Origin of the sequence: Microbaculum marinisediminis (genome assembly GCF_025397915.1) — a bacterium.
In the GTDB taxonomy this organism is placed as follows: Bacteria; Pseudomonadota; Alphaproteobacteria; order Rhizobiales; family Tepidamorphaceae; genus Microbaculum; species Microbaculum marinisediminis.
In genome coordinates this window covers 584,873-604,046 of record NZ_JALIDZ010000001.1, presented here as the reverse complement: position 1 = coordinate 604,046, position 19,174 = coordinate 584,873, and the positions used below count along the sequence as shown (strand labels likewise).

Here is a 19,174-nt window from a genome sequence, read left to right as displayed (position 1 = left end):
TACCCGGCATGGACGCGTCAGCCACCGAAGCGCTCGAAATAGCGGGTCAGGAACCGCCGGTAGATCGCCGTCAGCGCCTTCAGGTCGGCGATCGCCACATGCTCGTCGACCTGGTGCATGGTCTGGCCGACGAGGCCGAACTCGATCACGGGGCAATAGTCCTTGATGTAGCGGGCGTCCGACGTGCCGCCGGTAGTGGAGTAATCCGGCTTGCGCCCGGTCTCCGCCTCGATCGTCTCCGACAAGAGCGCTGCGATGTCGCCGGCCTCGGTCAGGAAGGCTTCGGCCGCGTTGGGAACGAAGGCTACGCGCCCCGTCAGGCCGGTTCCCTCCAGCGCCGAGGCGACATGTTTCTCGATCAGCACCTGGAGGCTCTTCGCCGTGTGCAGGTTGTTGAAGCGGCTGTTGAAGTTGAGCCGCACCTGCGCGGGGATGACGTTGAAGGCCGGGTTGCCGGTGTCGACGCTGGTCACTTCCAGGGTCGAGGGATCGAACTCGTGCGTGCCACTGTCCAGCGGCTCGGCATAGAGCGCGTGCAGGACCTTCTCCAGGCCTCGCGTCGGGTTGTTGGCCAGATGCGGATAGGCCGAATGGCCCTGCTTGCCGGTGATGGTGATGGTGCCCGACAGCGAGCCGCGCCGGCCGATCTTGATCATGTCGCCGAGCCGGTTCGGATTGGTCGGCTCGCCAACCAGGGCATGGTCGAAACGCTCGCCGCGCTCCTTGGCCCAGGCGAGCAGTTTGCGCGTCCCGTTGATCGACACGCCCTCCTCGTCGCCGGTGATCAGGAAGGAGATCGAGCCCTTCGGCGTGCCTTCGGTCTTCAGGAAGTCCAGAACGGCGGCGGCGAAGCAGGCGACCGCGCCCTTCATGTCGACGGCGCCGCGCCCATAGAGCGCGCCGCCGGCGATCTCGGCGGCGAAGGGGGGATGCGTCCAGCGGCTCTCCTCGCCGGCCGGCACCACGTCGGTATGGCCGGCGAAAGTCAGGTGCGGGCCGCCGCTGCCGATCCGGGCATAGAGATTGTCGACGTCGTCGGTGCCGTCTTCCGAGAACCGCACGATCTCGGCGTCGAAGCCGGCATCGGTGAGCAGGCGCAGCAGGTATGTCAGCGCGCCGCCCTCGTCCGGGGTCACGCTGCGGCAGCGGATCAGTTCGCGCGCGATGGCGATCGGATCGGTGTTCGGTTCCGCGGAAGGGTCGGTGAGGTCCTGCGACATGGTCCCGGCAGTCGTTGTTTCGAGGCAACAGTGACCGGCAAGGCTCTAGCCCGGCCCCTGGGGCAAGGTCAATCGCGGCCCTGTCCCTCGCCATACTCTGGCTCTACGGTGAGGCCTCTGATTCGCGACAGGATCGACGAGGATCGACATGCCGCCCAGCGAGGCCTCCGCAGCCGTGGAACGAAGCGAGCCGCGCAAGCCGCTGCCCGAGCGGCTCGCCGCCGCGCTCGCCGTTTTTCTCGAACGGCGCGTGCTGGTGATCCTGTTTCTCGGGTTTTCCTCCGGCCTGCCGCTGGCGCTTTCCGGATCGACGCTGGCCATCCGCATGACCGATGTCGGCGTCGACCTCGGCACCATCGGCCTGTTCTCGCTGGTCGGCCTGCCCTACACGGTCAAGTTCCTGTGGGCGCCACTGGTCGATGCGACGCGGGTTCCCGTGCTGTCGCGGTGGCTGGGGCGCCGGCGCGGCTGGCTGGTCTTCACGCAGCTCCTGCTGATGGCCGCGATCGTCTATCTCGGCTTCGTCGATCCGCTGGTCGATCCCTGGTTCGTGGCGCTCGGCGCGGTACTGGTGGCGGCGGCGTCCGCCACCCAGGACATCGTCATCGACGCCTTCCGGGTCGAAAGCCTGAAGACCGAGGAACAGGCCGCCGGCATGGCCTGGTTCGTGTCCGCCTATCGCATCGGCATGCTCATATCGACCGCGGGCTGCGTCAGCCTCGTCGCCATCCTGGAAGGCTATGGCGTCGATACGGTGCAGGGGTGGTCCTGGGCCTACGCGGTGATGGCCGTCTTCGTCCTGATCGGCACCGGCGCGGCGCTGGCCGGGCGCGAGCCCGCGGAGCCGGAGGGCATGGCGGACGACCGCAACGCGGCGGTCCGCGTCGGCCGCACGGCCGTCGACGCCTTCGCCGAGTTCCTGGGCCGCAAGGACGCGATCGCGGTCCTCGCCTTCGTCGTGCTCTACAAGTTCTGCGATGCCTTCGCCGGCGTCATGACCGGGCCGTTCGTGATCTCGATCGGCTTCGACAAGCTCGCCTATGCCGGCATCGTCAAGGGCGTCGGCCTGTTCGCGGTGCTGGCGGGCGGGTTCGCCGGCGGCTTCATGCTGCGCGCCATGTCGATGGTCACGATGCTGTGGATCGCCGGCTTCCTGCAGATGGGCTCGAACCTGGTGTTCGTCTGGCAGGCGATCGTCGGGGTGAACAACACCGCGCTTGCCGTCACCATCGCGGTCGAGAACTTCACCGGTGGCATCGGCACGGTGATTTTCGTCGCCTATCTCTCCAGCCTCTGCAACGACGCGCGCCACACCGCGACCCAGTTCGCGCTCTTGACGGCGCTTGCCGCGGTCGGCCGCACCGTGCTGGCGGCCAATGCCGGCTACGCCGCCGAGGCGTTCGGCTGGGCGACCTTCTTCGCCATCACCGCGCTTGCCGCCATTCCCGGCCTCGCGCTGTTGTGGTGGCTGCAGCTGCGCGGCCATTTCGACAAGCCGAAGCCGGCCCCGGCGCCACTTCCGGCAGGGTAGCGCCCGCCACTTCGACGTGACCAAGGTCAAGGCGGCGCAGGATGCCGCCTGTCACGGTTTTTTCCGATAGGATCGCCGACGACCGTCGAGGAGGGGCGTGATGGCGCCGAAGCCCGATCCGTACTGGTGGGAGGATGCCCCGCCCGCCGCGCCGCAAGCCGAGGCGGACGCCGCAGTGCCGGGGCAGGTGGATGTCGTGGTGGTCGGTGCCGGGCTCACCGGCACGACCGCGGCGCTGACGCTTGCCAGGAACGGGGCCTCGGTCCTTCTGGTCGATTCCGAGGCGCCGGGCTACGGCGCCAGCACCCGCAACGGCGGCATGGTCGGCGGCGGCCACCGGCTTTCGATCGACCAGCTCGTCGCCCGCTACGGCACCGAGACGGCCCATTCCCTGCTGCGCGAAGCCCATGTCGACTCGCTCGACTTCGTGAAGCGGCTCATCCGGGACGAGGCGATCGACTGCGACTTTCATGTCCACGGCCGCTTCAGCGGCCAGCGCAGCCCCGACGTCTACGACGAGACCGCCCGGACCATCGAGCGGCTCAGGACAATCGTTCCGATCAACGCCGAGATGGTCCCCAGGGCCGATCAGCGCCGCGAGATCGGCTCCGATTTCTATGCCGGCGGCCTGCTGCTGCCCGATCACGGCGGGCTGCATCCCGGCAAGTATCATGCCGGGCTCCTGAACGCCGCCCGCCGGGCAGGCGTTGTGGTTTCCGCGCCGACGCTGGTGCGTGGCGTCGCGCCGTCGCGAACCGGGCACCGCGTGTCGACGACGCGTGGCGACGTGCAGGCCGATGCGGTGCTGATGGCGACCAACGGCTACACCCGCCGTCGCTTCCGCCCGCTGATGCGGCGCATCATTCCGGTCTCGAGCTATATCGCGGCGACCGAGGCGCTGCCCGAGGATCTGATCCGGTCGCTCATGCCGGGCCGCCGCATGGTGGTGGAGACCCGCAACCGGCATTGCTACTACCGCCTGTCCCCGGACGGCAAACGGCTCGTCTTCGGCGCCCGCGCGGCCATGCACCAGGTCTCGCAGGACACCGCGACGTCGGTCATCAGGGGGCTGATGCGGGAGATCTTCCCGGCGCTGGAGCCGGTCGGGATCACCCACAGCTGGAACGGCCGGCTCGGCTTCACCTTCGGCTTCCTGCCGCATATCGGCAGGATCGACGGGCACTGGCATGCGATGGGGTTCTCGGGAAGCGGCAACGCGATGGCGCCCTATCTCGGCAACAAGGTCGCGCTGGCGATGCTCGGCCGCGCCGAGGCGGAAACCGCCTTCATGAAGACCGAGTTCTCGACCCGGTTCTGGCATTTCGGCCGGCCGTGGTTCCTGCCGGTCGCGCACGCCCTGTACCGCGTCCGCGACCTTTGCGACGACGCCCGGCGGGCGTAGATCCGGCCGCTAGGTCAGCCGAACGCCTCGAACGCCGCGGGGTAGACCACCTGCGGGCGGTGCGTCGCCTGGCCGCCGGGTTCGAGCGCCAGCGCCATGAAGGCCGGGCCCGACCACTGCGCGCAGTAGTGGCTGGCGATCCGCGAATCGAAGCCGAAGCGCTTGTAGTAGGGCGGGTCGCCGAGCACGAAGACGAGATCCTCGCCCGCCTCCTCGAGCCGGCCGATGCCGTCGCGCACCAGTGCCGTGCCGACGCCGCGGCGCTGGTAGCAACGGGCCACGGCGACCGGCGCGAGCGCGGTCGCGCGGTTGTCGCTGCCTTCGATCCTCAGCCGCGAGAAGCCGGCATAGCCGACGATCTTGCCGTCCTTTTCCGCCACGAGGGACAGGACGAGGTCGCCGTCCTTGCGCAGCTTGTCGATCAGCTTGGCTTCAAGCTCGCTGTCGAAGGCGGCGGATATGACGCAGCGGATTGCGGAGACGTCGGCGGGTGCTTCCTGGCGGATGGTTACGCCATCCACATTTTTGTCTGAAGACATGTTCGTCTTTCATTGGGCGGTTAGCCAGCTTACCCGAACAGTATACCCTTTTTCAGCCGGGCGCCCCGTGCGAATTCCGCATAGCTCATCTGTTGGCGGCCGGGCCGCTGGATATCGACGAGCCGGATCGCACCGTCCGCGCAGGCGACGATCCCGCCCTCGTCTACGAGCGTGCCGGGGGCCTCGGGGCCATCGCGATCCATGCTCTGCGAGCGGAGCACCTTCACGCGCTCCCCGGCCAGGTCGAACCAGGCTCCGGGAAACGGCGACAGGCCGCGGATTTGGTCGTGGACGGCTTGGGACGGGCGCGCCCAGTCGATGCGGGCCTCGGCCTTGTCGATCTTGCTGGCATAGGTGACGCCGTCTTCCGGCTGGTCGCGGCAGTCCAGGCTGTCGCGCGACAGCGCGGCGAGCGCGCGCACCATCAGCCCCGCGCCGATCAGAGCCAGCCGGTCGTGCAGCTCGCCGGCGGTCATGTCGGGTCCGATCGCGAGCCGTTCCTCCATGCAGACGGGGCCGGTATCGAGCCCCTCGGCCATGCGCATGACGGCGACGCCGGTCTCGCGGTCGCCGGCCATGATCGCCCGCTGGATCGGGGCGGCGCCGCGCCAGCGCGGCAATAGCGATGCATGCAGGTTGAAGCAGCCCTGCGCCGGCGCCTCGAGGACGGCTTTCGGCAGGATCAGCCCGTAGGCGACGACCACCGCCGCGTCGGCGCCGTGCGCGGCGAAGGCGGCCTGGGCCGTTTCGTCTTTCAGGGTCTTCGGGGTCAGAACCGGCAGGCCGAACCGGTCCGCCGCCGCATGAACGGGGCTCTTGCGCTCGGCCATCCCGCGCCCGGCCGGCCGCGGCGGCTGCGAGTAGACGGCGACGACCTCGTGGCCCGCGCCGACGATCTCGGTCAGCGTCGGCACCGCGAAATCCGGCGTTCCCATGAAAACGAGGCGAAGTGTCACGGCAGGTCGTGTCCTGGTCGCGGGGCGGGACGGTCGCGCCCGGGGCTCATTCGGCCGCCGGCTGCTCGCTGTCCCCGGCGGGTTCGGCGGCGCGGCGGCGCTTGAACTCGGGCATCTCGCCGCGCCTGGCGGCCTTGGTGAACTTCTTGACCACCCGGTCGCGCTTCAGCTTGGAGATGTGATCGATGAACAGGACGCCGTTTAGGTGATCGACCTCGTGCTGCACGCAGGTCGCCAGCAGCCCCTCGCACGAAAGCTCCTGCTCCTTGCCGTCGCGGTCGAGGAACCGGACGGTGCAGGCGGCCGGCCGCTCGACCTCCTCGTAATAGTCGGGGATCGACAGGCAGCCCTCCTCGTAGGTCGAGGTCTCCTCCGAGGTCCAGGTGATTTCCGGATTGACGAGGCAGATCGGCGCCTTCGGATCGTCTTCCTTCGACACGTCGATGACGACGATGCGCTTCAGGACGCCGACCTGACAGGCGGCGAGCCCGATGCCCGGCGCCTCGTACATGGTGGCCAGCATGTCGTCCAGGAGGGCGCGCACGTCGTCGTCCACCGCCGGGACGGGCTCGCAGACCTGGCGCAGGACGGGATCGGGAATGTAGACGATGTCGCGAATTGTCATGGCGCTCAGATAGGAGAAAGCCCGGCCCGGGTCAACGCGGCGCATTGGCCGCGCGCCGGGGAATGTTCGCGTTTTGATCTCGCAATGCGAGAAGAATCGACTAGACTTGGTGGCATGGATCAGCCGCTTGTCGAAATCTCGGGTCGCCTGTTCACCGTCGGCGAGGGCGCTCTCGCCGGCGCCGCGCTGTTTTTCGTGGTCCTGTTGCTGATCCTGATCGGCGTCTTCCGGTCGCGGCGCCCGGATGCCGAGGAAGTGCGCCGCCGCGAGGAGGCCGAGCGCCAGCTCACCGAGATGGTCCGCGCCCAGGCGGACATGAGCCGCACCCAGGCCGAGCTGACCGGCCGCATGCAGACCATGGCCGAGGTGTTCGGGACCCGCCATGCCGATCTGGCGCGCGGCCTCAACGAGCGCCTCGACAAGTTCGGCCAGCGGCTCGGCCAGTCGGTGGAGACCCAGACGCGGGCCACCCATGACAGCCTGTCGAAGCTGAACGAGCGGCTCGCCGTCATCGACCGGGCGCAGAAGAACATCACCGAGTTGTCGAAGGAGGTGGTCGGCCTCAACCAGATCCTCGCCAACAAGCAGACCCGCGGCGCCTTCGGCCAGGGCCGGATGGAAGCGATCGTCCGCGACGGCCTGCCGGCCGGCGCCTACGAGTTCCAGTGGACGCTGTCGAACAACCGGCGTCCGGACTGCATCGTCCGTTTTCCCAATACCGAGGCCGTGCTGGTCATCGACGCGAAGTTTCCCCTGGAGGCGTTCGGCGCGTTCCGGGAGGCGGAGGTCGAGGACGCCCGCAAGATCGCTGCGCAGCGCCTGCGCACCGATTTCCTCAAGCACGTCACCGATATCCGCGAGCGCTATTTCATCCCGGGCGAGACCCAGGACCTGGCGATCATGTTCGTGCCCTCGGAATCGATCTACGCCGACCTGCACGAGCATTTCGAGGACGTCGTCCAGAAGGCCCACCGCGCCCGCATCATCGTCGTCGGCCCGTCGATGCTGATGCTGTCGATCCAGGTGATGCAGTCGATCCTGCGCGACGCGCGCATGCGCGAGCAGGCCCACCTGATCCACAAGGAGGTGACGATGCTGTCGGAAGACGTGCGCCGCCTGCAGGAGCGGGTGTCGAAGCTGCAGCAGCATCACGGCCAGGCCGGTCGCGACATCGAGCAGATCCTCACCTCGACCGACAAGATCATCAAGCGCGGCGAGAAGATCGGCCAGCTCGACCTGGAAGAGGACAATGGCGGGGCGTCGGTGGAGGACAAGGCGCCGCCCGGCCCGCGTCTTCTCGCCGGCGAGTGACCGCCGGAAGGCCGGGACTTCAGGACGCCGGCAGTTCAGGGCACCGGGTATTCAGATTGGCGAGGGCTCAGGCCGGCGGAGTATCGGCGCGGTCGCCGAAGGCGTTCGGCCCCTCGTCACCGGGGATCACCCCGGCCGCCACCACCCAGATCATCCCGACGACCGGAACGAAGGCGAGCAGGCACCAGAACCAGGGCAGGCCCCGGTCGTGCTGGCGCTTCACCAGGATCGCCATCTCCAGCCACAGCGAGGCGAGGCCCAGCATGAGGGTCGGCCCGGCGGCCGCCTCCTGGCCGACGGCGGACACGAGCAGGCTGATGGTGACGAACAGCACGCTCCACAAAAGCCCGATCGCGAGCCAGTAGGCTTCGCGGCCGATGCGGCCGTTGAATCCGAAGAACAGCCACGCGAACGCCTCGCGCCCCGCCTCTTGTTCGGCACTCCGGGGGCCCTGGATCTGGGGATTGTTCGCCAAAGGATTCCTCTCCGCGCGACCGACAGTCGACCGCCGACATATAAGATCGGAGCCCTGATGGGCAATCCATGCTGTAATCCGGGCGGCAATCAGGCCGGTGATCCGCCTGGGGATCACCGGGGCATTTCGGGGCGCGTGTCGTTCGGTCCGCGTCGGTGTCAGGCGAGCGGATCCGGTCCGTAGCGGTTCTCGCCTTCGGTGCCGCGCAGGAAACCGCATTCGATCAGATACCAGAGCGCGCCGACGACGGGGACCAGCACGATCAGCAGCCACCACGCCGACTTGTCCCGGTCGTGCCAGCGCTTCGCGCCGAGGGCGAGGCCGGGATAGAGCAGCACCAGGGAGACGATCGTGAACAGGATGTTCGCGAAGCCTTCCCCGAACAGCCCGTACAGGATCGCTGCCGCCACCCAGTGGATGACCCACAGGATCACCGCGCCGATCCAGAACGGCTGGCGGCTGATGCGCCCCTCGAAGCTCGTGAACAGGTAGTTGAAATCCATGCTTGCCTCCTCTCGCCGGCGGAAGCGGGTTCCCCGCTTCCGCAACGGCAAAGGCTAAGCGATCGGGGTCGATTCGTCGTCGGCAAAAGCCCCGGGCGCCGGGAAAACGGTCAGTCGCGCAACAACTCGTTTATCGAGGTCTTGGAGCGGGTGCGCTCGTCGACCCGCTTGACGATCACCGCGCAGTAGAGGCTCGGGTTCGGCTTGCCGTCGCCGGCGGACTTGTCGGAGGGCAAGGTGCCGGACACGACGACGGAATAGGGCGGCACCTCGCCGTAGAAGATCTCGCCCGTGGCGCGGTCGACGATCTTGGTGGACGCGCCGAGATAGACGCCCATCGACAGCACCGAGCCTTCGCGCACGATGACGCCCTCGGCCACCTCGGCGCGCGCGCCGATGAAGCAGTTGTCCTCGATGATGACCGGGCCGGCCTGCAGCGGCTCCAGAACGCCGCCGATGCCGGCGCCGCCCGAGATGTGGCAGTTCTTGCCGATCTGCGCGCACGAGCCGACGGTCGCCCAGGTATCGACCATGGTGCCCTCGTCGACATAGGCGCCGAGATTGACGAAGGAGGGCATCAGCACCACGCCCTTGGCGATATGGGCCGACCGGCGCACGATGCAGTTCGGCACGGCGCGGAAGCCGGCGTCGTTGAAGTGCTCGGCACCCCAGTTGTCGAACTTCGAGGGAACCTTGTCCCACCACACGGCGTTGCCCGGTCCGCCCGGGATGACGGACATGTCGTTGAGCCGGAACGACAGCAACACGGCCTTCTTCAGCCACTGATTGACGACCCAGTCGCCGCCCTGCTTCTCGGCGACGCGGCGCTGGCCGGAGTCGAGCAGGTCAAGCGACGCCTCGACGGCCTCGCGGACCTCGCCCGTGGTTTCCGGATTGACGTCGGCCCGGTTTTCCCAGGCGGTTTCGATAATGGCTTCGGCGCGTGCGGCGTCCACGGTTCTCTCCCGTCGTGATCGATTGCGGCGGACCTTATTCGGGCAGGCGGCCCTGTCAATCTCGCCCGGTGGTCGTCTCGGCGACGCTCACCAGGAAATCGGCGAGATCGTCGGTGACATGGTCGATGTGGGCCGCGGTTCCGATCTCCACTTCCCAGCGCTGCCGGTAGGCGAGCGTCTCCTGCGGCGTATCGGGCGCGGCGACCACGAGCACCGTGCGCATGCCGAGCGTATGCGGCACCTCGAGGTTGCGCGGCAGGTCCTCGAACATCGCCGACCGGCCCGGCGCGATGCCGTACTTCGTGACGAATCGATCATACGGCGCCAGTCCCGGCTTCGGTTCGAAGTCCGCGGCGATGATGTCGAACAGATCCTCGAAATGCTCCTCGATGCCGAGCCGCCGTACGATCGCGTCGGCATGCGCCCGCGACCCGTTGGTCAGCACGAACTTGCGGCCGGGCAGCAGGCTGAGGGCGGCGCCCAGCGCCGGGTCGGGCTCGATCGGCGAGTGATCGATCTCGTGGACATAGGCGAGGAACTCGTGCGGATCGACGCCATGCTCCGTCATCAGGCCGCGCAGCGTCGTTCCGTAGGTCTTGTAGAACGTCTTCTGGACCCGCTTCGCCTCCATCAGGTCGACGTCGAGAAGCCGCGAGATGAACGTGCCCATCTTCTTGTCGACCTGGGCGAACAGGTTCGAGTGCGGCGGATACAGCGTGTTGTCGAGATCGAAGATCCAGGTGTCGACGCCGGAAAAGGCGTCAGGGGAGGAGGACGTCTCAGACATCGCGAACATTCCCATTGCCGGTGACCGCGCCGCCGCGCGAAAAAACTTTCTCGCCCGCCGCTCTGCGTCGGGCAACCCCTCTCCCTGACCCTCCCCCGCAAGGGGGGAGGGAAGTCGTGTGCAAGGGGGCTGCGCTCAGCAACCGCTTCATATCGTGCATCCGCTGAAGGTCGAGAGTAGCGCTCGGAGGTGCCAGGAGGTCCCCCTCCCCCCTTGTGGGGGAGGGATGGGGAGAGGGGTCGCGCAGCGCGGGAACCGCTCTGCGCAGGAAAAGACCGCGGCCTGAACGTCTCGAAGGTCGTTCCGCGCCCATCGCCGGTCCGTCCGCGCGCTGCTCCGTCACGGCGTGATCAGCGTGCCGGCGCCATGTTCGGTGAAGAGTTCAAGCAGGACGGCGTGCGGCACCTTGCCGTTGAGGATGACGACGCCCTCGACGCCCTTGTCCACCGCGTCGATGCAGGTCTCGACCTTGGGGATCATGCCGCCGGAGATGGTGCCGTTGTCGATCAGCTTGCGCGCCTCGTCGACCGTCAGCTCCTTGATCAGCCGCTTGTCGGCGTCGAGCACGCCGTCGACATCGGTGAGGAACAGCAGGCGCTTGGCGTGCAGCGCGCCGGCGACGGAGCCTGCGAAGGAATCGGCGTTGACGTTGTAGGTCTCGCCGTCGGGACCGGGCGAGACCGGCGCGACGACGGGGATCAGGTCTTCCTTGGAGACCATCTGCAGCACCGACGGATTGACCTTGTCGGGCTCGCCGACGAAGCCGAGGTCGACGACCTTTTCGATGTTGGAATCGGGGTCGACCACGGTGCGCGTCACCTTGCGCACGGTCATCAGGTTGCCGTCCTTGCCGCACAGGCCGATGGCCTTGCCGCCCTCGCGGTTGATCGACTGGACGATTTCCTTGTTGATGCGCCCGGCCAGGACCATCTCGACGACCTCGACCATCGCCCGGTCGGTGATGCGCAGGCCGGCGCGGAATTCCGATTTGATGCCGAGCTTGTCGAGCATCGCGCCGATCTGCGGGCCGCCGCCGTGCACCACGATCGGGTGGATGCCCGAGGTCTTCAAGAGCGTGATGTCCTTGGCGAAGGCGCGGGCGAGATCCGGATCGCCCATGGCATGGCCGCCGTATTTCACCACGACGGTCTGCTCGTCGTAGCGCAGCATGTAGGGCAGGGCCTCGGCCAGAATGCGGGCCTGCCCCTGCGCTTCGGCCTTCTTGTCGTCGGTCATCGGGTCTTGAGCATCCGTTGGCATGGAAAGATCGAAATCGTCATATCCGACGATCGTCGCGGGCTCAATCCGGGTGGCTAGTCCGCCAGCCCCGCGATCGCCGCCCGCAGCTCCGCTATTCCCGTGCCTTTCTCGCTGGAAGTCGCGAGGATCACCGGATGGGCGGCGGGACACTTGGCGAGTTCGGTCGACACCTCGGCTGTGACCTCGTCCAGCGCGGCGGCGCCGATCTTGTCGGCCTTGGTCAGCACCACCTGGTAGGAGACGGCGGCGGTGTCGAGCAGGTCCATGATGCGCTTGTCCACGGCCTTGATGCCGTGCCGCGAGTCGATCAGCAGGAACACCCGCCGCAGGTTCGGCCGCCCCTGCAGGTACTGCTTGATCAGCCGGGTCCAGGCATCGACCTTGCCCTTCGGCGCCTGCGCGAAGCCGTAGCCGGGCATGTCGATCAGGCGCACGCCGGCGCTTTCGCACTCGAAGACGTTGATTTCCTGGGTGCGGCCGGGGGTGTTGGAGGTTCGCGCCAGGCCGTTCTGGCCGGTCAGGGCGTTCAGAAGGCTCGACTTGCCGACGTTGGAGCGTCCGGCGAAGGCGACCTCGATGCGGTCGGCCGGCGGCAGCTGGTCCAGCTTGACGACGCCGAGGCGGAACACCCAGGGCCGGGCGAACATGAGCCGGCCCGCCTCGATGGCGGCCTCCCGTTCGGCGTCTTCGTCGTCAGTCCCCGTCATGGGCGGCCCCCGGGTATCGGGCCGGCGTTACTCGCCGGCCTCGGAGCCCGCCGGCTTGTCGGACTGGGCCTTGCTCTTCTTCTTGCGGGCCGGCTTCGCCTTCGGCTGCTCGGCGTCCTCGTCAGCCTTGGCCTCGGCCTTGCGCTTGTCGGCGTCGGCCTTCAGCTTGGCCGCTTCCTTCTCCGCCAGCTCCTCGCGCTTCTTGGAGCTGAAGCTGGCCAGGACGTTGCCGAAGATGTCCGGCTTCGCGCCCTGGCGACGCATGATCGTGTACTGCTGCAGCACCGACAGCGTGTTGTTCCACGACCAGTAGATGACGAGGCCGGCCGGGAACGACGCCAGCATGAAGGTGAAGACCACCGGCATCCAGTTGAAGATCATCGCCTGGGTCGGATCGGGCGGCGGCGGGTTGAGCCGCATCTGGATCCACATGGTGATGCCCATGATCAGCGGCCAGGCGCCGAGCATCAGGAACTGCGGCGGGTCCCAGGGGATGACGCCGAACAGGTTGAAGATCGTCGTCGGGTCGGGCGCCGACAGGTCCTGGATCCAGCCGAAGAACGGCGCGTGCCGCATCTCGATGGTGACGAACAGAACCTTGTAGAGCGCGAAGAACACCGGGATCTGCAGGACGATCGGCAGGCAGCCGGAAAGAGGATTGATCTTCTCCTTCCGATACAGCTCCATCATCGCCTGCTGCTGCTTCATCCTGTCGTCCTTGTAGCGCTCGCGCAGCTCCATCATCTGCGGCTGGACGATCTTCATCCGGCTCATCGAGACGTAGGACTTGTTGGCAAGCGGGAAGAAGACGAGCTTCACCAGCACGGTGACGATCAGGATGGCGACGCCGAAGTTGCCGACCAGCTTGAAGAAGTAGTCGATGGCGTAGAACAGCGGCTTGGTCAGGAAGTAGAACCAGCCCCAGTCGATCAGCAGGTCGAACTTCTGGATGCCGTACCGCTCCTGGTAGCCGTTGAGCAGGCTCACCTGCTTGGCGCCGGCGAACACCCGCTCGGTCACCGTCGTCGTGGCACCCGGCGCGATCTCGACCGGGTCGCGCAGCAGGTCGGCCTGATAGGTCGGCTTGCCGTTCGCCGTGCCGGAAATGAAGCGGCCCTCGAACGGCTTCTCCTGGTTCGGCACCAGGACCGTGGCCCAGTACTTGTCGGTGATGCCAAGCCAGCCGCCCGTCACCTGGAACTTCTGCGGGCCGTCGTCGTCGAGATCGTCGTAGTCGATCTCGGTCAGACCGTACTCGCCGAGCACGCCGATCAGGCCTTCGTGCAGGATGAAGAATCCGGCGGTCTGCGGCCGGCCGTGGCGCGAGACGAGACCGTAGGGCAGCAGCTTGACCGCACCCTCGCCCGCGTTCTCCACCGAATCGGAGACGGTGAACATGTAGTTCTCGTCGACCGCGATTTCGCGCGTGAAGGTCAGGCCCTGGCCGTTGTCCCAGGTCAGCGTGACCGGGCTGTCCACGCCCAGTGTGGCGTCGCCTGGTGCCGACCAGACGGTCTGGGAGGTGGGGACCGGAACGGATTTGTTATCCGCGACCCAGCCGAACTCCACGTAGTAGGGATTGGGGCTTCCCGACGGCGACAGCAGCACGATGTTGGGGCTCGTCGGCTCGACGGTCTCGCGATAGCCCTTGAGCACGACGTCGTCGATGCGCCCGCCCTTGAGCGAAACCGAGCCGCGGACCGACGGGGTGTCGAGGGGAATGCGCGGGCTCTGCGACAGGGCGGCGTCACGGGTCGCCGCCGGCGCCGTTTCCGCGCCGGGCTGGGTGACGCCGGGAACCTGCGCGGTGCCGGGCCGGGTGCTGGTGCCGGGCGCTTCGCTGCCGGCCTGGGGCGACTGGACCTGCTGGCTCTGCGCCTGCTGCTGACGCAGCTCCTCCTGCGCCTGCTGCTTCTCCATCTGCGGGATGGCGTAAAAGTACTGCCAGGCGATCAGGATGATCAGCGAGAGCGCGATCGCCAGGATATAGTTCCGGTTCTCACCCATCATTGGTCCGAAGCCTTTTCGGGCGGCGCTCCGTGGATTTTCCGGAAAGCCGTTTCGAGATCGGTGACGATACGCGCGAACGGTGTCGTCAACGCGGCGCGGCGACCAATGACAACATAGTCATAGCCCGCGCGCATGAAAGAGCCGGCACGAAGTCGCACCGCTTCGCGCAGGCGCCGGCGTACCCGGTTGCGCTCCACGGCGTTGCCGACCTTGCGGCTGACGGTGAAGCCGACACGGACGCCAGCCTGATCGTCGCCCCGGTGCAGCGCCTGCAGGACCAGCGAGCGCATCGCCACCTTGCGGCCGCTGCGCGCGACCTTGAGGAAATCGGCGCGTCGGCGCAACCGCTCCGGCGGCGCGTCCGGCGCTACCGGTTCGGCAAGCGCGTTGGCGCTGCCAGGCATCGGCGAGGTCGCGCCGCTGCCGGTCAGGCCGACAGGCGCTTGCGCCCGCGCGCGCGCCGACGGGTAATGACCCGGCGTCCTGCCTTGGTCGCCATCCGCGCGCGGAAACCGTGGCGCCGCTTGCGCACCAGCTTGGAGGGTTGATAGGTCCGTTTCACTGCCGCACTCCGACGTTTCGGCTGGATTGGAAAAGCGTCGTGCCCGTGAAGGATGTCCTGCGGGCGGTGGCTGGGCATCGAAACAACCGATACCGCCCCGGCCCGCAAAAGCGACGCCAAGTTGAGCGGGCTTATACGGGACAGCGCCGGGCCAAGTCAACGCGCCCGCGACGCTTCATTGCCGGTTCCGTGTCGCCCTGTGTAACGTGGGGTCACGCGCGATCACGCTTGCTGCCGGCCCATCACTTCCCGGTGAAAAGGCAGGTAATCGCGGTTTTGTTTCGCTACCTTGCGGGGCGATACCAGGCATCACAGGCCCGACGCGAACGCGATGGCGCCACGCGGCGGGCGCAAGACAGGCGATCATAAAGACAAACGATCATGACGACGTCAGAGCGTCCCGAGGGGCGTAGCGATATCGCCGCCGTGCCGCGCGAACCGGACGATACGGAGCGGGCAGGCGCCCGCCGACCGGCAGGCAAGCTGTGGCGCTGGCTGCCGCTCGCCCTGATCGTCGCCGCCATGGCCGTGGCGGTGTCGCAGGGTTGGCACCGGCAACTGACGCTCGAATCCCTGGTCACCCACGAGATGGTGCTGCGCGGCTTCGTCGCCGAAAACCTTGCCGGCGCGCTGGCGGTCTATGCCGCGGTCTATATCGCGGTGGTGGCGCTGTCGCTGCCCGGTGGCCTGTTGCTGACGCTGGCCGGCGGCTTCCTGTTCGGCTGGTTCCTCGCCGGCACCGTCACGGTGATCGCCGCCACCATCGGCGCGGTGATCATCTTCCTGATCGCCCGCTCGTCGCTCGGCGCCGCGCTCGCCGCGCGTGCCGGACCGCGGCTGGCGGCGCTTCGGCAGGGCTTCAACGACGATGCCATGCACTACCTGCTGTTCCTGCGGCTCGTTCCGGTCTTTCCCTTCTGGCTCGTCAACATCGCCCCGGCCTTGCTGGGCGTGTCGCTGTCGACCTACGTGATCGGCACCGCGCTCGGCATCATACCGGGGACCTTCGCCTTCGCCTTCGTCGGGGCGGGGCTGGAAAGCGTCCTGGCGGCGCAGCGCGAGAGCTTCGAGGCCTGCGTCGCTGCCGCAACGGCAAAGAATCTCGATCCGACCGGGGCCTGCGAGCTTGGAATCGACCCGTCCGCGCTGGTTACGCCCGGCCTGCTCGCCGCCCTTGTCGCGCTTGGTGTCCTTGCGTTAGTGCCGATAGCGGCTAAGAAAGTGCTGAGGCGGCGATCGACGGGCTGATTCAAGGCCGGGCCGGATCCGACGGCTCTGAAGCGGCGGGGCTCACAATCATGGCTGACGTACTCAAACCGGATATCTGCGTCATCGGCGCCGGTTCGGGCGGGCTGTCGGTGGCCGCGGCGGCCGCGGCCTTCGGGGTGCCCGTCGTGCTGATCGAAAAGGGCAAGATGGGCGGCGACTGCCTGAACACGGGCTGCGTCCCCTCCAAGGCCTTGATCGCGGCGGCCAATCGCGCCCAGGCGATGCGCGACGCCGCGCCGTTAGGCGTCGCTGCCGTCGAACCGCAGGTGAATTTCCGCAAGGTCCACGACCACGTGCACGACGTGATCGACGCCATCGCCCCCACCGATTCCGTCGAGCGGTTCCGGGCGATGGGCGTCACGGTGATCGAGGCGGCAGCCCGTTTCGAGGACCCGCGCACGGTGATCGCGGGCGACACCCGCATCGCGGCGCGCCGCTTCGTCGTCGCCACCGGCTCCAAACCGGCCGTCCCGCCGATCCCCGGCCTCGACGCGGTGAGCTACCACACCAACGAGACCATCTTCGCCGTCACCCGCAAGCCGGCCCACCTGGTCGTCATCGGCGGCGGGCCGATCGGCCTGGAGCTCGCCCAGGCGTTCCGCCGGCTCGGCAGCGAGGTCACCGTGCTGGAAGCCGACCGCGCGCTCGGCCGCGAGGACCCCGAGCTTGCCGAGGAGGTGCTGACCCGACTGGCACTGGATGGTGTCGCGGTCCGGTCCGGGGCCGCGGTCGCCCGCGTCGAGAAGCGTGGCGCGAGCGGCGTGCGCGTCGTCGTCGAGACGGAGACGGGCGAGGAGGCGGTCGACGGATCCGATCTCCTGGTGGCGACGGGGCGTGCCGCCGTCACGGCGGGGCTCGATCTTGAGAAAGCGCGGGTGTTCGCCGACGACAAGGGCATCCGCGTCGACCGCAAGCTGCGCTCCTCGAACAGGAAGATCTACGCGGTCGGCGACGTCGCCCGCGGGCCCCAGTTCACGCACGTCGCCAACTATCACGCCGGCATCGCCGTGCGGAACATCCTGTTCCGGCTCGGCGCCAAGGTCTCCTACGACCACATCCCGCGCGTCACCTACACCGATCCGGAGCTTGCCCAGGTCGGCATGACCGAGGCGGAGGCCGCCGCGCGTTACGGTCGCATCCGGGTGCTGCGCTGGCCCTATGGCGAGAACGACCGCGCCCGCGCCGAGCGGGAGACCGACGGCTTCATCAAGGTGGTGACGACAAAGGGCGGCAGGATCCTCGGCGTCGGCATCGCCGGCGCGCAGGCCGGCGAGATCATCCAGATGTGGGGCCTCGCCATCCTCAAGGGGCTCGACATCAAGACGATGACCGCCTTCGTCTCGCCCTATCCGACCCTTTCCGAGATAGGCAAGCGGGCGGCGATCGAGTTTTACAGGCCTAGCCTGTCCAGCCCGATGGTGCGGCGCGCCATCGCGTTCCTGCGCAAGTTCGGATAGGTTAGGCGCCTGAACGGGCCGGCGCAGAGGCTGCCGTGAGCATTCGCAACCAATCCGACGAATCACAGGAACCGCGGACCGCGCGGCCGCGCGGGCTGGGCTTGTCCGGCAAGCTGCTGGTGCTGACGATCCTGTTCGTGATGATCGCCGAAGTGCTGATCTACGTGCCCTCGATCGCCAATTTCCGGCGCACCTGGCTCGACGACCGGCTGAACGCGGCCCAGACGGCGGCGCTGGTGCTGGAAGCCGCCCCCGACAACATGGTGCCCAAGGCGCTGGAGCTCGAGCTGCTCGAGCACGTCGGGGCCTACACCGTCGCCCACAAGCGCGGCACCACGCGCCGGCTGCTCGCCATCTCCGACATGCCGCCGGACGTGCAGGAGACGATCGACCTGCGCGCGATGAGCGTTTCCGGCGAGATCTACGAATCCTTCATGACGCTGGTCTCGGCGCACGGCCGCACCATCCGCGTCGTTGGCGACGCGCCGACGGGCGGCGAGTTCATCGAGATCGTCATCGACGAGATGCCGCTGCGCAATGCCATGATCGCCTATTCGGTGAACATCCTGACGCTGTCGATCATCATCTCGGTGTTCACCGCCGCGCTCGTCTATCTCGCCATCAACTGGCTCCTGGTGCGGCCGATGCGCCGGCTCACCGCCAACATGGTCGCCTTCGCGGAAAACCCGGAGGATTCCGGGCGGATCATCCAGCCGTCGGCCCGCGGCGACGAGATCGGCGTCGCCGAGGGAGAACTCGCCCATCTGCAGCAGGAGCTGATCGGCACGCTGAACCAGAAGAACCGGCTCGCCGCGATGGGGCTGGCCGTGTCCAAGATCAACCACGACCTGCGCAACATGCTGGCGTCCGCCCAGCTTATCGTCGACCGCGTCGGCGCCGTCGACGATCCGCTGGTGAAGCGGCTGGCGCCCAAGCTGATCCGTACGCTCGACCGCGCCGGCGAATTCTGCACTAACACGCTGAAATACGGCTCGGCGCACGAATCCCCGCCCGAGCGCCGCAGGATCGCCCTGTCCGCCCTGGTCGACGAGGTCGGCGACACCCTGGGCCTCGATACCAACGCGGAGCTGCGCTTCGTCAACGCGGTGCCGTCCGGCCTGGAGGTCGATGCCGACGCCGATCAGCTGTTCCGCGTGCTGATCAATCTGGTCCGCAACGCGTTGCAGGCGATCGAGGGGCGCGGCGACATCGATCCCGCCCGCGACATGATCCGCGTCTCCGCCCGCCGCGACGGGGCGGTGGTGACCATCGAGGTCGCCGATACCGGGCCGGGCGTGTCGGAAATGGCGCGCAAGCGTCTGTTCGAGGCCTTCCAGGGCTCGACCCGGCCCGGCGGCACTGGGTTGGGGCTTGCCATCGCCGCCGAGCTGGTGCGCGCCCACGGCGGCACGATCCGGCTTGCCGACGGCACGCTGGGAGCGACGTTCTCGCTGGAGATCCCCGACCGCGTCGTTCAGCTGCGCCCGCGCGAGGGCGACGCGCGCAGCGCGGGATGAGGCGCGCCTGTCGCGTTACCCTGGCGTTACCCCTGTTGTCATGCCCGGAACAAGGCCGGCAATGACCGTCTGAGCAGGAGACGTGGC

Annotated in this window: 19 protein-coding genes; 6 read left to right on the top strand and 13 right to left on the bottom strand. The window is 67.8% G+C overall.

All coding sequences use genetic code 11. The features are described 5' to 3' along the window. Nucleotides 1-17 precede the first annotated feature (17 nt). Nucleotides 18-1,220 (bottom strand): succinyl-diaminopimelate desuccinylase, encoded by a 1,203-nt coding sequence (gene dapE, locus MUB46_RS03035; RefSeq protein WP_261614376.1) that lies wholly within the window; start codon nucleotides 1,218-1,220, stop codon nucleotides 18-20. Between the two features lie 148 nt (nucleotides 1,221-1,368). Between dapE and MUB46_RS03030 the strand changes: the two genes are divergently transcribed. Beyond that, nucleotides 1,369-2,751 carry an AmpG family muropeptide MFS transporter gene (locus tag MUB46_RS03030; protein WP_261614375.1) on the top strand — a complete coding sequence of 461 codons (1,383 nt, stop codon included), beginning with the start codon at nucleotides 1,369-1,371 and terminating at the stop codon, nucleotides 2,749-2,751. A gap of 100 nt (nucleotides 2,752-2,851) precedes the next feature. After that, on the top strand, nucleotides 2,852-4,153 hold the full coding sequence (locus tag MUB46_RS03025; RefSeq protein ID WP_261614374.1) for an NAD(P)/FAD-dependent oxidoreductase: 1,302 nt from the start codon (nucleotides 2,852-2,854) through the stop codon (nucleotides 4,151-4,153). A 14-nt stretch (nucleotides 4,154-4,167) separates the two neighbouring features. On the opposite strand, the gene MUB46_RS03020 is transcribed toward MUB46_RS03025, so the two are convergent. The 3 genes from MUB46_RS03020 to def are packed head-to-tail and all read right to left on the bottom strand — an operon-like array spanning nucleotide 4,168 to nucleotide 6,273. Continuing rightward, a complete protein-coding gene (locus MUB46_RS03020) occupies nucleotides 4,168-4,692 on the bottom strand; it encodes a GNAT family N-acetyltransferase (RefSeq protein WP_261614373.1) in 525 nt (174 codons plus the stop codon). Between the two features lie 29 nt (nucleotides 4,693-4,721). Then, complete coding sequence (fmt, locus tag MUB46_RS03015; RefSeq protein WP_261614372.1) at nucleotides 4,722-5,648, bottom strand: methionyl-tRNA formyltransferase; 927 nt, start codon at nucleotides 5,646-5,648, stop codon at nucleotides 4,722-4,724. Between the two features lie 46 nt (nucleotides 5,649-5,694). Further along, nucleotides 5,695-6,273, bottom strand: a complete 579-nt coding sequence (gene def / locus MUB46_RS03010; RefSeq protein ID WP_261614444.1) for a peptide deformylase — start codon at nucleotides 6,271-6,273, stop codon at nucleotides 5,695-5,697. A 114-nt stretch (nucleotides 6,274-6,387) separates the two neighbouring features. Between def and MUB46_RS03005 the strand changes: the two genes are divergently transcribed. After that, nucleotides 6,388-7,584 carry a DNA recombination protein RmuC gene (locus MUB46_RS03005; RefSeq protein ID WP_261614371.1) on the top strand — a complete coding sequence of 399 codons (1,197 nt, stop codon included), beginning with the start codon at nucleotides 6,388-6,390 and terminating at the stop codon, nucleotides 7,582-7,584. 67 nt (nucleotides 7,585-7,651) lie between these two features. On the opposite strand, the gene MUB46_RS03000 is transcribed toward MUB46_RS03005, so the two are convergent. The 9 genes from MUB46_RS03000 to rpmH all read right to left on the bottom strand — a co-directional run bounded on the left by MUB46_RS03000 (nucleotide 7,652) and on the right by rpmH (nucleotide 14,844). Continuing rightward, nucleotides 7,652-8,059, bottom strand: a complete 408-nt coding sequence (locus MUB46_RS03000) for a DUF805 domain-containing protein (RefSeq protein WP_261614370.1) — start codon at nucleotides 8,057-8,059, stop codon at nucleotides 7,652-7,654. 158 nt (nucleotides 8,060-8,217) lie between these two features. After that, nucleotides 8,218-8,562, bottom strand: a complete 345-nt coding sequence (locus MUB46_RS02995) for a DUF805 domain-containing protein (RefSeq protein ID WP_261614369.1) — start codon at nucleotides 8,560-8,562, stop codon at nucleotides 8,218-8,220. Between the two features lie 110 nt (nucleotides 8,563-8,672). Beyond that, nucleotides 8,673-9,518, bottom strand: a complete 846-nt coding sequence (dapD, locus tag MUB46_RS02990) for a 2,3,4,5-tetrahydropyridine-2,6-dicarboxylate N-succinyltransferase (RefSeq protein WP_261614368.1) — start codon at nucleotides 9,516-9,518, stop codon at nucleotides 8,673-8,675. A gap of 55 nt (nucleotides 9,519-9,573) precedes the next feature. Then, nucleotides 9,574-10,305 (bottom strand): pyrimidine 5'-nucleotidase, encoded by a 732-nt coding sequence (locus MUB46_RS02985; RefSeq protein WP_261614367.1) that lies wholly within the window; start codon nucleotides 10,303-10,305, stop codon nucleotides 9,574-9,576. Nucleotides 10,306-10,644: 339 nt separating this feature from the next. Further along, nucleotides 10,645-11,541, bottom strand: coding sequence for an acetylglutamate kinase (gene argB, locus MUB46_RS02980; RefSeq protein WP_261614366.1), 897 nt, complete (start codon nucleotides 11,539-11,541; stop codon nucleotides 10,645-10,647). Between the two features lie 77 nt (nucleotides 11,542-11,618). After that, nucleotides 11,619-12,272: a ribosome biogenesis GTP-binding protein YihA/YsxC gene (yihA, locus tag MUB46_RS02975; protein ID WP_261614365.1), complete on the bottom strand. Its 654-nt coding sequence runs from the start codon at nucleotides 12,270-12,272 to the stop codon at nucleotides 11,619-11,621. 27 nt (nucleotides 12,273-12,299) lie between these two features. Next, a complete protein-coding gene (gene yidC, locus MUB46_RS02970) occupies nucleotides 12,300-14,282 on the bottom strand; it encodes a membrane protein insertase YidC (protein ID WP_261614364.1) in 1,983 nt (660 codons plus the stop codon). After that, on the bottom strand, nucleotides 14,279-14,626 hold the full coding sequence (gene rnpA, locus MUB46_RS02965; RefSeq protein ID WP_315902700.1) for a ribonuclease P protein component: 348 nt from the start codon (nucleotides 14,624-14,626) through the stop codon (nucleotides 14,279-14,281). The genes yidC and rnpA overlap by 4 nt, the downstream gene beginning before the upstream one ends. Nucleotides 14,627-14,709: 83 nt before the next feature. Next, nucleotides 14,710-14,844 (bottom strand): 50S ribosomal protein L34, encoded by a 135-nt coding sequence (rpmH, locus tag MUB46_RS02960; RefSeq protein ID WP_261614362.1) that lies wholly within the window; start codon nucleotides 14,842-14,844, stop codon nucleotides 14,710-14,712. A gap of 381 nt (nucleotides 14,845-15,225) precedes the next feature. On the opposite strand from rpmH, the gene MUB46_RS02955 reads away from it, so the two are divergent. The 3 genes from MUB46_RS02955 to MUB46_RS02945 all read left to right on the top strand — a co-directional run bounded on the left by MUB46_RS02955 (nucleotide 15,226) and on the right by MUB46_RS02945 (nucleotide 19,087). Continuing rightward, complete coding sequence (locus MUB46_RS02955) at nucleotides 15,226-16,092, top strand: TVP38/TMEM64 family protein (protein ID WP_261614361.1); 867 nt, start codon at nucleotides 15,226-15,228, stop codon at nucleotides 16,090-16,092. Nucleotides 16,093-16,142: 50 nt separating this feature from the next. Beyond that, a complete protein-coding gene (locus tag MUB46_RS02950; RefSeq protein WP_261614360.1) occupies nucleotides 16,143-17,570 on the top strand; it encodes a dihydrolipoyl dehydrogenase family protein in 1,428 nt (475 codons plus the stop codon). Nucleotides 17,571-17,710: 140 nt separating this feature from the next. Further along, the gene (locus tag MUB46_RS02945) at nucleotides 17,711-19,087 is read left to right on the top strand and encodes a sensor histidine kinase (RefSeq protein ID WP_261614443.1); all 1,377 of its coding nucleotides are present in this window, start codon (nucleotides 17,711-17,713) and stop codon (nucleotides 19,085-19,087) included. Nucleotides 19,088-19,174 lie beyond the last annotated feature (87 nt).